The 16,453-nt window shown below is 72.9% G+C and carries 10 protein-coding genes and 1 pseudogene; 3 read left to right on the top strand and 8 right to left on the bottom strand.

The window, feature by feature from the left end; genetic code table 11:
- Nucleotides 1-103 precede the first annotated feature (103 nt).
- Together ACZ55U_RS32095 and acnA are read right to left on the bottom strand one after the other, a co-directional pair.
- Nucleotides 104-1,411 carry a glycoside hydrolase family 18 protein gene (locus ACZ55U_RS32095; RefSeq protein WP_465531800.1) on the bottom strand — a complete coding sequence of 436 codons (1,308 nt, stop codon included), beginning with the start codon at nt 1,409-1,411 and terminating at the stop codon, nt 104-106.
- Between the two features lie 165 nt (nt 1,412-1,576).
- On the bottom strand, nt 1,577-4,222 hold the full coding sequence (gene acnA / locus ACZ55U_RS32090) for an aconitate hydratase AcnA (protein ID WP_465531798.1): 2,646 nt from the start codon (nt 4,220-4,222) through the stop codon (nt 1,577-1,579).
- A 471-nt stretch (nt 4,223-4,693) separates the two neighbouring features.
- Here acnA and ACZ55U_RS32085 point away from each other — a divergent pair, with 471 nt between their 5' ends.
- Nucleotides 4,694-5,317 carry a superoxide dismutase family protein gene (locus ACZ55U_RS32085; RefSeq protein ID WP_465531796.1) on the top strand — a complete coding sequence of 208 codons (624 nt, stop codon included), beginning with the start codon at nt 4,694-4,696 and terminating at the stop codon, nt 5,315-5,317.
- Between the two features lie 99 nt (nt 5,318-5,416).
- Here ACZ55U_RS32085 and argF read toward each other — a convergent pair whose 3' ends face one another.
- From argF to ACZ55U_RS32070, 3 genes are all read right to left on the bottom strand, one after another.
- On the bottom strand, nt 5,417-6,418 hold the full coding sequence (argF, locus tag ACZ55U_RS32080) for an ornithine carbamoyltransferase (protein WP_465531794.1): 1,002 nt from the start codon (nt 6,416-6,418) through the stop codon (nt 5,417-5,419).
- Between the two features lie 132 nt (nt 6,419-6,550).
- The gene (locus tag ACZ55U_RS32075) at nt 6,551-9,268 is read right to left on the bottom strand and encodes a polynucleotide kinase-phosphatase (protein WP_465531792.1); all 2,718 of its coding nucleotides are present in this window, start codon (nt 9,266-9,268) and stop codon (nt 6,551-6,553) included.
- The gene (locus tag ACZ55U_RS32070) at nt 9,265-10,950 is read right to left on the bottom strand and encodes a 3' terminal RNA ribose 2'-O-methyltransferase Hen1 (RefSeq protein ID WP_465531790.1); all 1,686 of its coding nucleotides are present in this window, start codon (nt 10,948-10,950) and stop codon (nt 9,265-9,267) included. Before ACZ55U_RS32070 ends, ACZ55U_RS32075 begins: the two co-directional genes overlap by 4 nt.
- A gap of 141 nt (nt 10,951-11,091) precedes the next feature.
- Here ACZ55U_RS32070 and dapD point away from each other — a divergent pair, with 141 nt between their 5' ends.
- Nucleotides 11,092-12,096: a 2,3,4,5-tetrahydropyridine-2,6-dicarboxylate N-succinyltransferase gene (dapD, locus tag ACZ55U_RS32065; protein WP_465531788.1), complete on the top strand. Its 1,005-nt coding sequence runs from the start codon at nt 11,092-11,094 to the stop codon at nt 12,094-12,096.
- Between the two features lie 229 nt (nt 12,097-12,325).
- On the opposite strand, the gene helR is transcribed toward dapD, so the two are convergent.
- On the bottom strand, nt 12,326-14,470 hold the full coding sequence (gene helR, locus ACZ55U_RS32060) for an RNA polymerase recycling motor ATPase HelR (RefSeq protein ID WP_465531786.1): 2,145 nt from the start codon (nt 14,468-14,470) through the stop codon (nt 12,326-12,328).
- A 441-nt stretch (nt 14,471-14,911) separates the two neighbouring features.
- On the opposite strand from helR, the gene ACZ55U_RS32055 reads away from it, so the two are divergent.
- On the top strand, nt 14,912-15,202 hold the full coding sequence (locus ACZ55U_RS32055) for a hypothetical protein (RefSeq protein WP_465531784.1): 291 nt from the start codon (nt 14,912-14,914) through the stop codon (nt 15,200-15,202).
- On the opposite strand, the gene ACZ55U_RS32050 is transcribed toward ACZ55U_RS32055, so the two are convergent.
- On the bottom strand, nt 15,094-15,852 hold the full coding sequence (locus tag ACZ55U_RS32050) for a DUF6099 family protein (protein WP_465531782.1): 759 nt from the start codon (nt 15,850-15,852) through the stop codon (nt 15,094-15,096). The two genes, ACZ55U_RS32055 and ACZ55U_RS32050, sit on opposite strands and share 109 nt — an antisense overlap.
- A 274-nt stretch (nt 15,853-16,126) precedes the next feature.
- A pseudogene (locus ACZ55U_RS32045) lies at nt 16,127-16,453 on the bottom strand (nucleotide pyrophosphohydrolase); the annotation flags it as partial.

Here is a 16,453-nt window from a genome sequence, read left to right as displayed (position 1 = left end):
GGCAGGACGGCCGCCGGCAACGGCCGACGTAAGCGGGCCCGCCGCGGGTGCGGCCGCGGCGGGCCCGGGCGCGAGGAGGGCTCGGGCCCCGGGGAGGGGCCGGTCAGCCGCGGGTCAGGCCGCGGTCCAGCGCGGCGAGCGCGCTGCCCTGGTCGTCGTCGCCGTCCAGCGACCAGACCATCACCCCGGCGAGGTCGTTCCAGCGCGTGTACCGCGCCTTCTCGGTGAGGACCTCGGCGGTGTCGTAGCTGTAGAAGGTGGTGCCGTCGTACTTCCAGGACGCGCCGTGGTCGCGGTCCAGGTACACCTTGCCCGGCAGCTTGTTGATCTCCTGGTACGAGTGGTCGGGCGCCGCCGCGGTGGCGCTCTGGTAGAGGCCGCCGCGCTTGCCGGGGGCGACGCCCGTCCAGCCGTGGCCGTACAGCGGGGCGCCCACGACGAGCTGCTCGGAGGGCATGCCGCGGTCCTGGTAGTGGTTGACGGACGAGTCGGTGCTGCGCCGGCGCGGGTCCGGGTCGGTCGGGTCGGAGTACAGGGGGGCCTGGTGGTTGGCCGGGCCCTTGCCCTCCCACGGGCCGTGCAGGTCGTAGGTCATGACGTTCAGCCAGTCCACCGACTCGCTCAGCTGCGGCAGTTCGAGCCGGTCGGCGACGGTCTCGTTGGCGGCGACGGCGGCGGTCAGCAGGTAGTGCTTGCCCTTCTTGCCGCTCAGCGCGTCCAGCTGGGTGCGGAACTCCTCCATCAGCAGGGTGAAGTTGCGCCCGTCCTCGGGGCGGACCACGTTGCCGTCGTCCCCGCCGCCGCCCGGGTACTCCCAGTCGATGTCGATGCCGTCGAAGACGCCCGCGGCCGCGCCCTTGCCGCCCTCCGAGGAGCCGGGCAGGACCGGCACGTCGCCCTTGAGGTAGAGGTCGATGCAGGAGGAGACGAACTTCTTGCGGGACGCGTCGGTGGCGGCGGCGTCGGAGAAGTACTTCGACCAGGACCAGCCGCCCAGCGAGATGACCGTGCGAAGCTGGGGGTTCTTCGCCTTGAGCTTGCGCAGCTGGTTGAAGTGGCCCTTCAGCTGCTGCCCCGGGGCGTCGGCCACGCCGTCCACCGACTGGGCGGCGGAGAAGGAGCGCTGGTAGTCGTCGTAGGCGTCGCCCTGGCCGGGCTCGTTGCTCTCGAAGCAGGTGCCCTCGGCGGAGACGTTGCCGAAGGCGTAGTTGATGACGGTGAGCTTGCCCGCCTGGCCGGAGTCCTGGACCCGCTTGGCGGAGCTCTGGGCCCCCCACTGGGTGAAGTAGCCGACCCGCTGGCCCTTCAGCTTCGGGCCGTGCCCTCCGTTGTCGGCGTGGGCGGTGGCGGGAGCGGCGAGCAGCGCGGCGGCGGTGGCGGCTGCGAGCAGGGCTGAGGCGCGAGTGGGCATACCGGACCTGTTCTCTGAAGCGTCGTCAAATGGTCTGGACCAGATGGCACAGAGGTTTAGTCCATCCACCGTTCACCGCACAAGGGGGTGGCGGCAACCGGCGCAGCATGCAAAAGGGGCCGGACCGCGTGGTGCGGTCCGGCCCCTCTAGGCCCGTGCCTCGGTTCAGCCGATCAGCGAGCGCAGCACGTACTGCAGGATGCCGCCGTTGCGGTAGTAGTCCGCCTCACCGGGGGTGTCGATGCGGACGACCGCGTCGAACTCCTTGTCGCCCGCCTTGACCTTGACGGTCTTCGGGGTGCGGCCCTCGTTGAGCTCGGTCACGCCGGTGATGGAGAAGGTCTCCTCGCCGGTCAGGCCGAGGGAGTCGGCGTTCTCGCCCTCCGGGAACTGGAGCGGCAGGACGCCCATGCCGATCAGGTTCGAGCGGTGGATGCGCTCGTAGGACTCGGCGATGACGGCCTTGACGCCCAGCAGCGCGGTGCCCTTGGCGGCCCAGTCGCGGGACGAGCCGGAGCCGTACTCCTTGCCGGCCAGGACGACCAGCGGGATGCCGGCGGCCTGGTAGTTCTGCGAGGCGTCGTAGATGAACGACACCGGCGCGTCGGCCTGGGTGAAGTCGCGGGTGTAGCCGCCCTCGGTGCCCGGCGCGATCTGGTTGCGCAGGCGGATGTTGGCGAAGGTGCCGCGGATCATCACCTCGTGGTTGCCGCGACGGGAACCGTAGGAGTTGAAGTCGCGCTTCTCGACACCGTTGGCGGTCAGGTACTGCGCCGCCGGGGTGCCCGGCTTGATGTTGCCGGCCGGGGAGATGTGGTCGGTGGTGACCGAGTCGCCCAGCTTGGCCAGGACGCGGGCGCCGGCGATGTCGGTCACCGGGCTCGGGGTCTTGGCCATGCCCTCGAAGTACGGGGGCTTGCGGACGTAGGTGGACTCGGCGTCCCACTCGAAGGTGTTGCCGGTCGGGACCGGGAGCGACTGCCAGCGGTGGTCGCCGGCGAAGACGTCCTGGTAGCCCTTGTCGAACATAGCCTCGTCGATGGAGCCGGCGACGACGTCGGCGACCTCCTGCTCGGACGGCCAGATGTCGGCGAGGAAGACGTCGTTGCCGTCGGCGTCCTGGCCCAGGGCGTCCTTGGTGATGTCGACGTTCATGTTGCCGGCGAGGGCGTAGGCGACCACCAGCGGCGGGGAGGCCAGGTAGTTCATCTTGACGTCGGGGTTGATCCGGCCCTCGAAGTTGCGGTTGCCGGAGAGCACCGAGACGACCGCCAGGTCGGACTCGTTGACGGCGGCCGAGACCTCCTCGGGCAGCGGGCCCGAGTTGCCGATGCAGGTGACGCAGCCGTAGCCGACCAGGTTGAAGCCCAGCTTCTCCATGTACGGGAGCAGGCCGGCCTTCTCGTAGTAGTCCATGACGACCTTGGAGCCGGGCGCCAGGGTGGTCTTGACCCAGGGCTTGACGCGCAGGCCCTTCTCCACGGCCTTCTTCGCCAGCAGGGCGGCGCCCAGCATGACGGAGGGGTTGGAGGTGTTGGTGCAGGAGGTGATCGAGGCGATCACGACCGCGCCGTTGTCGATCTCGTAGGACGAGCCGTCGGGGGCGGTGACGGCGGTCGGCTTGGACGCCTCGGCGGAGTAGGTCGGCAGCGCCTCGGCGAACTTCTCGGCGGCCTCGGCCAGGACCACGCGGTCCTGCGGGCGCTTCGGGCCGGAGATCGACGGGACGACGGTGGAGACGTCCAGCTCCAGGTACTCGGAGTAGACCGGCTCGTGCTCCGGGTCGTGCCAGAGACCCTGCTCCTTGGCGTACGCCTCGACCAGGGCGAGCTGCTTCTCGTCACGGCCGGTGAGCTTCAGGTAGTTGATCGTCTCGGCGTCGATCGGGAAGATCGCGCAGGTCGAGCCGAACTCCGGCGACATGTTGCCGATGGTGGCACGGTTGGCCAGCGGGATGGAGCCGATGCCGTCGCCGTAGAACTCGACGAACTTGCCGACCACGCCGTGCTTGCGCAGCATCTCGGTGATGGTGAGCACCAGGTCGGTGGCGGTGGTGCCGGCCGGCAGCTCGCCGGTCAGCTTGAAGCCGACCACGCGCGGGATCAGCATGGAGACCGGCTGGCCCAGCATCGCGGCCTCGGCCTCGATGCCGCCGACGCCCCAGCCCAGCACGCCCAGGCCGTTGACCATGGTGGTGTGCGAGTCGGTACCGACGCAGGTGTCCGGGTAGGCCTGGCCGCCGCGGACCATGACGGTGCGGGCCAGGTGCTCGATGTTGACCTGGTGGACGATGCCGGTGCCCGGCGGGACGACCTTGAACTCGTCGAACGCGGTCTGGCCCCAGCGCAGGAACTGGTAGCGCTCCTTGTTGCGGCCGTACTCGATCTCGACGTTCTGGGTGAACGCGTCCTTGGTGCCGAACTTGTCGGCGATGACCGAGTGGTCGATGACCAGCTCGGCCGGGGCCAGCGGGTTGATCTTCGCCGGGTCGCCGCCCAGCTCCTTGACGGCCTCGCGCATGGTGGCGAGGTCGACCACGCACGGCACGCCGGTGAAGTCCTGCATGATCACGCGGGCCGGGGTGAACTGGATCTCCTGGCTCGGCTGGGCGTTCTCGTCCCAGTTGCCGAGGGCGCGGATGTGGTCGGCGGTGATGTTCGCGCCGTCCTCCGTGCGGAGCAGGTTCTCCAGCAGCACCTTGAGGCTGTACGGCAGCCGCTCGGAACCCTCGACGGCGGAGAGCTTGAAGATCTCGTACGACTCGTCGCCCACCTGCAGCGAGCTGCGGGCGTCGAAGCTGTTCGCGGACACGACTGACTCCTTCTGGGTGCTTCGTGCGGTATCCGGCCGCCACGCGGTGGTAAGGTCAGCCTTACTTAGGCTTACCTTTCCCGCATCGCCGGTGAGCGCCTCTCGGCAAGTATCTTGATGTCGAGATATAGCGTAAGGGGCAGTTATCTCGATGTCGAGATAAACCATAGTGCATGGCCTGACTCACATCCTCTCCGGGCCGCACCGCTCGCGCTCCGGCCTCCCGACCGGACCGCGCCCACCACGACCCGGGCTGCCGTCAGCGGCACCATCACCAGCTCACCACCGGAACCGCCGGTCGGCGAGAGGGGCGGGATCCGCCCGCGGGGCCCTCACCGCTCCTCGCGGGCGCGACGCGGACCGAGCCCGTGACACCCGGCGCGCCCTCCGCCCGGGCGGGCCGGCGGTGTCCTCGGAGCTCCCGCCGCGTTAGCAGGGGGACCGTCGCCCCGCCCGTGGAAGGCCCGCCCAATGCCCGCTCCGCTCGCCGCCGCCCTGCTGCCGCTGGCCCTGCTCGCCCCCGCCGCCTCGCCGGTCTCCGTGGTCGAGGCCGACTTCGACCCGGCCACCGCCTTCGTCCCGCCGGCCGCCATCAGCTACGCGAGCGACCTGGTGCCGTACGGCTCGCACGCCCGGGTCGTCACCGACCGCTCGGTGCCCGGGCGGACGGTGCTCACCCTGACGGTCTCCGGGCTCGCCCCCGACCACGAGTTCCCGGTGCACCTGCACACCCGTGACTGCGGGGCCGACCCGGCCTCCTCCGGGCCCCACTACCAGGACCGGGTCGACCCGGTGCAGCCCTCCACCGACCCGGCGTACGCCAACGAGCGCAACGAGCTGCGGCTGGTGCTGCGCACCGACGGGCAGGGCGCGGGCACCGCGACCACCGCGGTGGGCTGGCAGCCGCGGCCGGGTGAGGCGCGCTCGCTGGTGCTGCACGCGGGCACCCCGGCCGGCCCGCACGCGGCGGGCCCGTACGAGACGGGCTCGCACACGGCGGGCTCACAGGAGACGGGCTCGCACGCGGCGGGCTCGCAGGAGACGGGCTCGCACGCGGCGGGCGACCGGGTGGCCTGCGTCAAGCTGGACGGCTGAGGCCGGGCGCTCCTCCGGGGCGGGCCGGGGAGTCCTCCGGGCCGAGTGGGCCGGTCAAGCCGGTCGGGCCGGTGAGCCCAGCCGGACCGGTCGGGGCGGTCAGGAGCCGAGGGTGGCGACCAGGACCGCCTTGATGGTGTGCAGCCGGTTCTCGGCCTGGTCGAACACGATGGAGTGCGCGGACTCGAACAGCTCGTCGGTGCACTCCAGCTCGGACATGCCGGTCGCCTCGTACATCTGCCGCCCGACCACCGTGCCCAGGTCGTGGAACGCGGGCAGGCAGTGCAGGAACTTGACGGCCGGGTTGCCGGTGGCCCGGACGGTGTCCATCGAGACCTGGTAGGGCTTGAGCAGCTCGATCCGCTCGGCCCAGACCTCCTTGGGCTCCCCCATCGAGACCCAGACGTCGGTGTAGAGGAAGTCGGCGCCGGCCACGCCCTCGGCCACGTCCTCGGTCAGGGTGATCCGGGCGCCGGTCGTCTCGGCCAGAGCCTGGGCGGACTTGCGCACGTCCTCGGTCGGCCACAGCTCACGGGGGGCGACGATCCGGATGTCCATGCCGAGCAGGGCGCCGGTGACCAGCAGCGAGTTGCCCATGTTGGAGCGGGCGTCGCCGAGGTAGGCGAGGGCGACCTCGGGGAGCGGCTTGGCGGTGTGCTCGGTGATGGTGAGCACGTCGGCCAGCATCTGGGTGGGGTGCCACTCGTCGGTCAGGCCGTTCCACACCGGCACGCCGGAGTACTCGGCGAGCTCCTCGACGATCTCCTGGCCGTGGCCGCGGTACTCGATGCCGTCGAACATCCGGCCGAGCACCCGGGCGGTGTCCTTGATGGACTCCTTGTGGCCGATCTGCGAGGCCGCCGGGTCCAGGTAGGTGGTGCTGGCCCCCTGGTCGTGGGCGGCGATCTCGAAGGCGCAGCGGGTGCGGGTGGAGGTCTTCTCGAAGATCAGCGCGATGTTCTTGCCGCGCAGCCGGGGCTGCTCGGTGCCCGCGTACTTCGCTGCCTTGAGCCCGGCGGCGAGGTCCACCAGGAAGCGGAACTCCTGGGGGGTGAAGTCGAGCTCCTTGAGGAAGTGTCTGTTCCGGAGGTTGAAGGCCATGCCGGGCTCCTGGGGTGATGGACCGAGAGAAAGGGCAAGTGTATACGATCCCCAGAATTTCTATGCAGCGGCGGGGCGGGTGAGGGGAGCCCGGGTCAGGCTCCCCTCCTTCGCGGCCGTCCGGTGCCGCCCCTACAGGCGCGGGTCGACCGGCTCCGACTCCAGCGCGAGCACCGCGAAGACCGGCTCGTGCACCCGCCACAGCGGCTCGCCCGCCGCCAGCCGGTCCAGCGCCTCCATGCCCAGCGCGTACTCGCGCAGCGCCAGCGAGCGCTTGTGGCCCAGCGCGCGCAGGCGCAGCCGGTCGAGGTGCTCGGTGTAGTCGGGGCCGTAGATGATCCGCAGGTACTCCCGGCCGCGCACCTTCACTCCGGGCTGCACCAGGCCGCCCGGGCGGCCCTCGCCGCGTGCCGTGCGCACCAGCGAGGCCAGCGGCTTGACCACCATGCCCTCGCCGCCCGCGCCGGTCAGCTCCTCCCACCACTCGGTGGCGGCGGCCATCGAGGCTTCGTCCTCGGTGTCCACCAGGACCCGGCGGGTGCGGTGCAGCACCGGCTCCTTGCGCTCGGCCCGGCCGGCGGCCGTGCCGTCGGTGGTGCTTTCGGCGGTGCCGTCGGTGGTGCCGTCGGTCTTGTCGTCGGTGGTGCCGTCGGTCGTGTCGGCGTCCACCAGGCGGTCGATCCAGGCCAGGTGCTCGTCGTGCGGACGCACCGCGAGATTGGCCCCCTCGGCGGCCAGCAGCTGGAACGGCGCGAGCCGGATGCCCGACAGCCCCTCGGTCGGCCAGCAGTAGCGCCGGTACGCCTCGGTGAACGCCCGGGCGTCGGCCGCGCGCCGGCGCTGGCGGGCGGTCAGGTGGGCCAGGTCCAGGCCGCGCCCGGCCGCCCGCTCCAGGGCGGACAACACCTCCGGCAGGGCGGCGCCCGCCGCAGCGCCGACCGCCGCGTACTGGCGGCGCAGCAGTTCCACCGCCTTCAGCGACCAGGGCATCAGCTCGGCGTCCAGCAGCAGCCAGTCGGAGGCCAGCTCCTCGAACAGTCCGGCGCGCTCGGCGGCCTCCCGGACCCGGTCGAGCACGGCACCGGTCAGTTCCTCGTCGGTGAGGAAGGCGCGGCCGGTCCGGGTCCAGATCGCGCCGGGCCCGGCCACCCCGAAGCGGCGCTCCAGCGCGGCCCCGTTCCGGGCGACCAGCAGCACCGCGCGCGAGCCCATGTGCTTCTCCTCGCAGACCAGGTGCCGCACGCCGTCCGCGCGGTAGCCGAGGAAGGCCTCCTCCGGGTGCTCCAGGTAGCCGTCCCGGCGGGAGGTGGCGCTCGGCGCCATGGTCGGCGGCAGGTAGGCGAGCAGCCGCGGGTCCAGCGCGAAGCGGCTCATCACCTCCAGCGCCGCCGCGGCGTTCTCCTCCCGGACGGCGACCCGCCCGTGCAGCCCGGTCTCCACGATCCGGCGCCCGGCCACGTCGGCCAGGTCCAGCGGACGGCCCTCCCGGGCGCCCGGAGCGTCGGTGACCAACGGGCGCACCGGGGCGTACCACTCGCGCTCGGCCTCGACGCTCACCAGCTCGCGCTCCGGGTAGCGCAGCGCCGTCAGACTGCCGCCGAAGACGCAGCCGGTGTCCAGGCAGATGGTGTTGTTGACGAAGCTCGCGACCGGCACCGGGGTGTGGCCGTAGACCACCAGCGCCCGGCCCCGGTACTCCTCCGCCCAGGGGTAGCGCACCGGCAGGCCGTACTCGTCGGTCTCGCCGGTGGTCTCCCCGTACAGCGCGTGCGAGCGGACCCGGCCGGAGTTGCGGCCGTGGTACTTCTCCGGCAGGCCCGCGTGGCAGACCACCAGGGCGCCGCCGTCCAGCAGGTAGTGGCTGACCAGCCCGCGCATGAAGGCGCGGACCTCGGCGCGGAACTCCTCGCTCTCCCCGGCCAGCTGGTCCAGCGACTCCTGGAGGCCGTAGGCGACGGTGACCTTCCTGCCGTCCATCGCCCGGCCGAGCTTGTTCTCGTGGTTTCCCGGCACGCAGAGCGCGTGGCCGGCCGCCACCATGCCCATCACCAGGCGCAGCACGCCCGGGGTGTCGGGGCCGCGGTCGACCAGGTCACCGACGAAGACGGCGGTGCGGCCCTCGGGGTGGGCGGCGTCCGCCGGGCGGCCCTCGGCATCCCGGGTGAGGGTGTAGCCGAGCCGGGTCAGCAGGGTCTCCAGCTCGGAGCGGCAGCCGTGGACGTCACCGACGATGTCGAACGGGCCGGTGAGGTGGCGCAGGTCGTTGTAGCGCTTCTCCAGCTCGATCTCCGCGGTCGCGATCTCGGCCTCGCCGCGCAGCACGTGCACCTTGCGGAAGCCCTCGCGTTCCAGGCCGCGCAGCGAGCGGCGCAGCTCGCGGTGCTGGCGCGGGACGACGTGGGCCGGCAGCTGCCGGTCCGGGCGGGAGCGGTTGCGTTCGGCGCACACCCCCGGCGGGAGGTCCAGGACGATCGCGATCGGCAGCACGTCGTGCTCACGGGCGATCGCGACCAGCTGCCGGCGGCTCTCGGGCTGGACGTTGGTGGCGTCCACGACGGTCAGCCGGCCGGCCGCCAGCCGCTTGCCGACGATGTGGTGCAGGACGTCGAAGGCGTCGGCGGAGGCCGACTGGTCGTTCTCGTCGTCGGCGACCAGGCCGCGGCAGAAGTCCGAGGAGACGACCTGGGTGGGCAGGAAGTGGCGGCGGGCGAAGGTGGACTTGCCCGCGCCGCTGGTGCCGATCAGGACGACGAGGGAGACATCGGTGACGGGAAGTCGGCGGGCGGTGGTGCTCCGCGCCTGCTCCTGCTCCTGGCTCTCGTCAGGGCTGTCGGTCGTGTCGTCGGTCATCGGGGCTCGCCTCCTTCGGGCGTCGTGGGCGTACCGGGCGTAGCGGGCGTCGTGGACGGGATGGTCGGGATGGTCGGGATGGTCGGGGTCGGCGGGGTCGACGGGGTCGACGGGGCGGGGCCGGGGGTCGCGCTCGGTGGCGGGGCGGTACTCGGCGTCGGGGTGGTGAACAGGGCCAGCTGGGTCGGTGCGCCGACCTCCTCGTCCTGCGGGCCGACCGGGCGCAGCTCGACGGCGTAGCCGTACGCGGCGGCGACCTTCTCGGCCCAGGCGCGGAACTCGGCCCGGGACCACTCGAAGCGGTGGTCGGCGTGCCGGACGCTGCCCGCCGGCAGGTTCTCCCAGCGGACGTTGTACTCGGCGTTCGGCGTGGTGACCACGACCGCCCTCGGCCGGGCGGCGCCGAACACCGCGTACTCCAGCGCGGGCAGCCGGGGCGGGTCCAGATGCTCGATCACCTCGCACAGCACCGCCGCGTCGAAGCCCTTCAGCCGGGCGTCGGTGTAGGTGAGCGCTCCCTGGGCCAGCGACACCCGGGCCGCCTGACGCTCCGACAGCCGTTCCAGACCCAGCTTACGGCTCGCCGCGCGCAGCGCCCTGGTGGAGACGTCCACCCCGAGGATCCCGGTGAACCGGGCGTCCTTGAGCAGTTCGCCGATCAACTCGCCCTGGCCGCACCCGAGATCGGCGACGCGGGCGGCGCCGGTCTCGTGCAGCGCGGCGAGGATCGCGGTGCGGCGCCGCTCGGCGAGCGAGGGCTGCCGGGGCTCCCGTTCCCGCGGCGGTTCCTGTTCCTTCGCCTGTTCCTGCGCCTGTTCCCACGGCGCCGGGGTCTCCTCCTCCGGCCGGTCGTCGACCGCGTTGTCGATCTCCTCGACCTCGCGGTCGTCCGCCTCCGCCAGCCGGGCCAGCTCCAGCCGCTCCATCGCGGCCCGGGTCAGCGACCAGCGCCGGGACAGGTAGCGACGGGCGATCAGGGCGCGCTCCGGGTGGGCGGCCAGCCAGCCCTGACCGGCGGCGAGCAGCTTGTCCACCTCGTCCGGGGCGACCCAGTAGTGCTTGGCCCCGTCCAGCACCGGCAGCAGCACGTACAGCTGCTGGAGCGCCTCGGCGAGCCGTACCGCCTCGGAGGAGAGCGCGACCCGCACGTACCGGGACTCGCCCCACTCGGGGAACGACTCGTCCAACGGGACCGCCGTCGCCTCCACCTGCCAGCCCAGCGGTTCGAACAGCCGGACCACCAGCGCCGGGCCGCCGCCCTCGCCCGCGCCGTTGGCGGGCACGGCGGGCAGCTCGATCCGCAGCGGGCGGGCCCGGCCGGGCAGTTCGGGGCGGGCCGGGCAGGCGCCCTTCATCGCGGACCGGAACACCGTGCGCAGCGCCACCGCGAGCAGCGAGGACGCGGCGTACGGGCGGTCGTTGACGTACTGGGCGAGCGCGAAGTCGGGCGAGCCGCCGCGCCCCCTGCCGTCGCCGCGGCCCTTGCGGACCAGTGCGATCGGGTCGATGTCCAGCAGCAGCGCCGCCGTGCAGAGCTCGTCCCCCGCCTCCGGGTAGAAGACGTGGGCCTCGCCGTGCGACGTGGTGAACCGCTGGACCTTGCCGGGGTGCTTGTGCAGCAGGAACCCGAGATCCGTGGCCGGGTTCTCGGCGCTGCCGGTGGTGGAGATCGACATGAACACCCGCCGAAGTATTGCCCAGCGCCGGGGCGCCGGGCACCGGGTTTTCGCCCCTCGCGGGGCGCCGACCAGCGGGTCCGGCGACCGTGTCCGTCCGGTGGGCGTGTTCGGCACCGGGGCCCCGCATTGGTTAACGTGCACGGTGTGACTGCTGAATCCACCTCGCTCGAATCCACCTCCCCGGCGACCGGCGCCGTGGCCGCCGGTCTGGCCACCATCGCCGCCGACGGCACCGTCCTCGACACCTGGTTCCCCGCCCCCGCGCTGGCCGCCGAGCCCGGCCCGGCCGGCACCGTCCGGCTGACCGCCGAGCAGGCCGAGGCCGAGCTCGGGGCCGGCGCGGCCGAGGCGCTGCGCGTCGACGCCCGCCGCGGCGTCGAGGTGGTCGCCGTGCGCACCACCATCGCCTCGCTGGACGAGAAGCCGCTCGACACCCACGACGTGTACCTGCGCCTGCACCTGCTCAGCCACCGCCTGGTCAAGCCGCACGGCCAGAACCTGGACGGCATCTTCGGGCTGCTGGCCAACGTCGCGTGGACCAGCATCGGCCCCGTCCCGGTGGACAAGGTCGAGCAGGCCCGCCTGGCCGTGCGCGCCCAGGGCGGCCAGCTGGCCGTGTACGGGATCGACAAGTTCCCGCGGATGACCGACTACGTCGCCCCGACCGGCGTGCGCATCGCCCACGCCGACCGTGTCCGGCTCGGCGCGCACCTGGCCTCCGGCACCACCGTGATGCACGAGGGCTTCGTCAACTTCAACGCCGGCACGCTGGGCACCTCCATGGTCGAGGGCCGGATCAGCGCGGGCGTCGTCGTCGGCGACCACAGCGACATCGGCGGCGGCGCCTCGATCATGGGCACCCTGTCCGGCGGCGGCAAGCAGGTCGTCTCGGTCGGCGAGCGCTGCCTGCTCGGTGCCAACGCGGGCATCGGCATCTCGCTCGGCAGCGACTGCGTGGTCGAGGCCGGCCTGTACGTCACCGCCGGTACCCGGGTCACCACCCCGGACGGCACGGTGGCGAAGGCCGTCGAGCTGACCGGCCAGGACAACCTGCTGTTCCGCCGCAACTCGCAGAGCGGCGCGGTCGAGGTCATCGCCCGCTCCGGCTCCTGGGGCGGTCTGAACGCCGACCTGCACGCCCACAACTGACCTGCGGACCTTGGCCGTCGGGGTCCGGTGCCGGATGGCGCCGGGCCCCGCTCGCCGTCCGGGGCAGCCCGGGGGCGGTTGCGGACCACTCGGGCCGTCTCGGGGCGTCCCGGGGCGTCCCGGGGCGTCCCGGGCCGTTCTCCGTCTTTCGCTCCCTCCTTCCGTACGCCGTGCTTCCTCCGCCGTTTTCTCCGTTGCTCCCTCCGCTGCTCCCTCCGCCGTGCCTTCCTCAGGAGCTCCTGAGGATCACCAGCCGCTGGGTCGCCCTGGTCATCGCGACGTAGCGGTCGACGGCGCCCTCGATGCCCCCTCCGAACGCCTCCGGGTCCACCAGGACGACCAGGTCGAACTCAAGGCCCTTGGACAGCTCAGGGGTCAGCGACCGGACCCGCGGGCGCGCCTCGAATCCGGGGGCGCCGATCACGCAGGCCGTCCCCTCGGCGTGCTCGGCGAGCCAGCCGTCCACGACGGCGTCCAGCTCCGCCACCGTCCCGTACGCGACCGGGATGCCGCTGCTGCGCACCGAGGTCGGCACGTTGGCGTCCGGCAGCGCGGCCCGGATCGCCGGCTCGGCCTCGGCCATGACCTCCTCCGGTGTCCGGTAGTTGATGCTCAGCGAGGCCACCGTGTGCCGGTCGAGCCCGATCCGCTCCAGGCGCTCCTGCCAGGTCTCGGTGAAACCGTGCCTGGCCTGCGCCCGGTCCCCGACGATGGTGAAGCTCCGGGACGGGCAGCGCAGCAGCAGCATCTGCCACTCCGCGTCCGTCAGCTCCTGGGCCTCGTCCACCACGATGTGCGCGAACGGCCCGGCGAGCGGCTCCGGATCGGCGGCGGGCAGGACCGCCTCGTCGACCAGGGTGTCCTGGAGGTCGCGCCCGCGCAGCATCGTCACCGCCCCTTCGCCGTCGTCGTCGGCCTGGAGCAGGTCGCCGATGACGTCGGCCATGCGGGCGCGCTCGGCGGCGACCGCGGCCTCCCGCCGGTGGCGGCGCCGGTCCGCCTCCGGATCGCCGAGCCGCTGCCGGGCGGCGTCCAGGAACGGCAGGTCGGACACCGTCCAGGCCTGGGGCGCGGCCTTGCGCTGGAGCTTGCGGACCTCCTCCGGTTCGAGCCAGGGGGCGCACATCCGCAGGTAGGCGGGCACCGACCAGAGGTCGCCGACCAGTTCGGCCGGATCGAGCAGCGGCCAGGCCCGGTTGAGCGTCCCGACCAGCTCGCGGTCCTGCCGCAGCGACCGGCGGAACAGCTCGGGCGAGACCCCTTCGGTGTCGTCCAGCTTGTCCATCAGGATCGTGGCCAGCTCCTCCCAGATCTGCTCGCGGGCCTCGTTGTGCGGGGTGCCCGGGTCCGGTGCGTCGAACGCGTCGGACCAGTCCTCGGCGCTCAGCCAGAGGTCGGCCCAGTGGGTGGTGACCTCCATGCCCTCGGTGGGCGGCTCCTCGTAGAACCGGACGGCCTTCTCGACCGCCTTCACCAGCTCGGCCGAGGACTTCAGCCGGGCCACCTCCGGGTCGGCCTCGGGCCCGGCCTGCGCCCCCTCGGCGACGAGGTCCCGCACCGTGCAGGTGCGCACCCCCTCCTCGCCGAGGCTGGGCAGGACGTCGGCGACGTAGGCCAGGTAGGGCTGGTGCGGTCCGACGAACAGCACACCGCCGAGCCGGGGGTCGGAGTAGAGCAGGTACGCGGAGCGGTGCAGCGCGACGACCGTCTTCCCGGTGCCCGGGCCGCCGTCGACCACCAGGGCGCCCCGGGAGCCGGCCCGGATCACGGCGTCCTGGTCGGCCTGGATGGTGGCGAGCACGTCCCGCATCCGGGCCGAGCGCTCACTGCCCAGACTGGCGATGAAGGCGGACTGGTCGTCCAGCGCGGCGTGCCCCTCCAGGCCCTCGGCGGTGAACACCTCGTCCCAGTAGTCGGCGATCCGGCCCCGCGTCCAGCGGTACCGGCGCCGGCTCGCCAGGCCCATCGGGTCGGCGTGGGTGGCCGCGAAGAACGGCTCGGCCGCGGGCGAGCGCCAGTCGACCAGCAGCCGGCGCCCCTCGCGGTCGGTGAGGCCGAGCCGCCCGATGTACACCGGCTCCGGGTCGTCCGCGCGGACGACCCGCCCGAGGCACAGGTCCAGGCCGAAGCGCCGCAGGGCGCGTAGCCGACCGGTCAGCTTGTGCACCTCGATGTCCCGGTCCATCGCCTCCCGGCCGAGGCCGCCCGGCGCGCGGCGCAGCGCGTCGAGGCGGTCCGACAGTTCGGCGATCGACTGCTCCAGACTCTCCGCGATGGCCTCGAAGTGTCGTTCGTCCTCGCCGATCAGTGCCGGATTCGCCTTGGCGGCGAGGCGGTCGGGAAGGTCGAAAGCGCTGGTGGTCTGGCGGTTCATGGCATCAGCTCCGATCTGAGGCCTGCGATTGTGCGCCACCACGGGGGCCTTGCCGCAAGACCCCCCATGCGCTATACGTTGAGAGTGGCGAGGGGTGGGTTTGCCCCCTTGTTCCTTCCTCCGTTCCTCTTCGGGCGTGTTCGACCACGCCTCGGCCGCGACCCCGGGCTCACCGCGCTCCCGCCGGCGCGGAGCTTCGCGGCCGGACGGGGCCTAGCCGAGGCGGCCCCGTGACGGCAACCCCGGCTCACCCGGGAGGCTTACCGCGACGCGGAGTTGGACCGCATCGAGTGGTGTCCGGGTGACGGCCTCCGGGACGGTTCGTTGGGTGCTACGGCGGGGGTGGGTGCCCCGGTGGCGGGCAACTGCCGCCTCCCGCCGTGCGGGCCGAGCCACCGCGGGCCGCTCCACACCGCACCAGCGATCCGAAGAGGTTCCGTCATGTCCGAACCATCTGCCACGCCGCAGTTCCCGAGCAGCCCGACGGGCTCGGCCGACGGCACCTCGGCCGGACCCGCCACTCCCAAGAGCCTGCTGGAGCAGATGCAGGAACTGCTCGCCTCCGTCTCCGCGGACCTGGCCGAGCTCCAGGGCACCAGCCCCCGGGACGCCGGCTCCGCCGCCTACCCGACCGGCACCGACACCTCCGACGCGTCCGGCACGTCCGGCACGTCCGACCCCGCCGGGGCCCCCGACGCCTCCGATGCCCTGGAGGAACCCGGCACCCGGTAGCCCCCAGTCCGCTCCGCCTCGGCGGGCCCGCCCCCGTCGGGCGGGCCGCTGCCGCCCGGCGGAGCGCCGCAGGAGGGCTGGGCAGTGCCGACGGATGGACCGGTTTCGCCCGGTGGGCCGAGCCGGACCACCAGTAAGGGCGCCGCCCCGCTCCCCGCCCGCTCCGGTGCCGCCCCGCCGAGCGCCACCGTCTCCTCCTCCTCGGCCCGGACCGCCGCCGCGCGCAGCCGCCCCGTCAGGTCCTTGCACTCCGAGACCGCGTCCACACCGTCGATGCACGTCCAGTAGAGGCTCTCGGTGTCCGCTCCGCAGGCCAGCACCACCAGCGTCTCTCCGACCTCCTGGAGCAGCCCGTCCAGCGCCCCCAGGGCCGGCGCCAAGGCCCCGAGGTCGGTGAGCCGCGCCGCCCGGCCGCCGCTCACCAGGGCGGCCCGGACGACGGAGCGGTCCAGGCAGACCGCCGCGTGCGCCCCCGCCTCGGACAGCTGCTGCCCGAGACCGGTGATCTCCTCGTCCTCCGACTCCGCCAGCCTGGCGCCCACCGCCTCGGTGAGCAGCGCGGCCTGCCGCGCCTCGGCCAGTACGTCCGGTACGTGCCTGGCCTCGGCCAGGGCGTGCCGGGCGGTCTTGATCAGTCGCAGCGCCTCCATGGCCACCGCTCCTCTCGCTCGCTGTCGCCGTCACCGCCCCGCCACCGGGAGGGCGGCCGGGCGGTGACGGCTGGTCACGGGAAGAGCGTGTGAGGAAGAGCGCGAGAGCGCATCCACGTTGTCAGAACCTGTGGACAACTCAGGGGGTGTGGATAACTTCCGTCCCTCACAAGGGTTGGTCGCCCACGTCCGAGTTGACGCCAGGCACACTTTCAGTGGCACCGACCGCCTTCTCAGCAACCGCATTCTCAGCGGCCCCCGCCGCATCCGCCGGCACCGGGAAGCGGAGCTCGTTGCGCTCGATCTTGGCCGCCAGGGCCTCCAGCGGATCCACCCCCACCGCCGTGCAGAACTGCAACAGGTACGCCAGCACGTCCGCGACCTCGTCGCGCACCCGGTGCGCCCGTTCCGGCTCCGACATCACCGCGGCCGCCTGCTCGGGCGTCAGCCACTGGAAGATCTCCAGCAGTTCCCCCGCCTCCACGCTCAGCGCCGCCGCCAGGTTCTTGGGCGTGTGGAAGGGCTCCCACCGCCGGGCCGCCGCGAAGTCCGCCAACCGCTGCCGCAAGGCCTCCACGGTGGGCTCCGCCGGCCCCGTCAC

The organism is Kitasatospora sp. NPDC034533, from assembly GCF_055575155.1.
The sequence above is the reverse complement of the archived record's forward strand: the minus strand, read 5'-3'. Positions and strand labels throughout refer to the sequence as shown.

Coding starts and splice junctions, on each gene's coding strand:
- helR (WP_465531786.1), bottom strand. CDS start 14,470: ATGAACCGCCAGACCACCAGCGCTTTCGACCTTCCCGACCGCCTCGCC.
- ACZ55U_RS32075 (WP_465531792.1), bottom strand. CDS start 9,268: ATGACCGACGACACGACCGACAGCCCTGACGAGAGCCAGGAGCAGGAG.
- ACZ55U_RS32055 (WP_465531784.1), top strand. CDS start 14,912: ATGTCCGAACCATCTGCCACGCCGCAGTTCCCGAGCAGCCCGACGGGC.
- ACZ55U_RS32095 (WP_465531800.1), bottom strand. CDS start 1,411: ATGCCCACTCGCGCCTCAGCCCTGCTCGCAGCCGCCACCGCCGCCGCG.
- ACZ55U_RS32085 (WP_465531796.1), top strand. CDS start 4,694: ATGCCCGCTCCGCTCGCCGCCGCCCTGCTGCCGCTGGCCCTGCTCGCC.
- ACZ55U_RS32050 (WP_465531782.1), bottom strand. CDS start 15,852: ATGGAGGCGCTGCGACTGATCAAGACCGCCCGGCACGCCCTGGCCGAG.
- argF (WP_465531794.1), bottom strand. CDS start 6,418: ATGGCCTTCAACCTCCGGAACAGACACTTCCTCAAGGAGCTCGACTTC.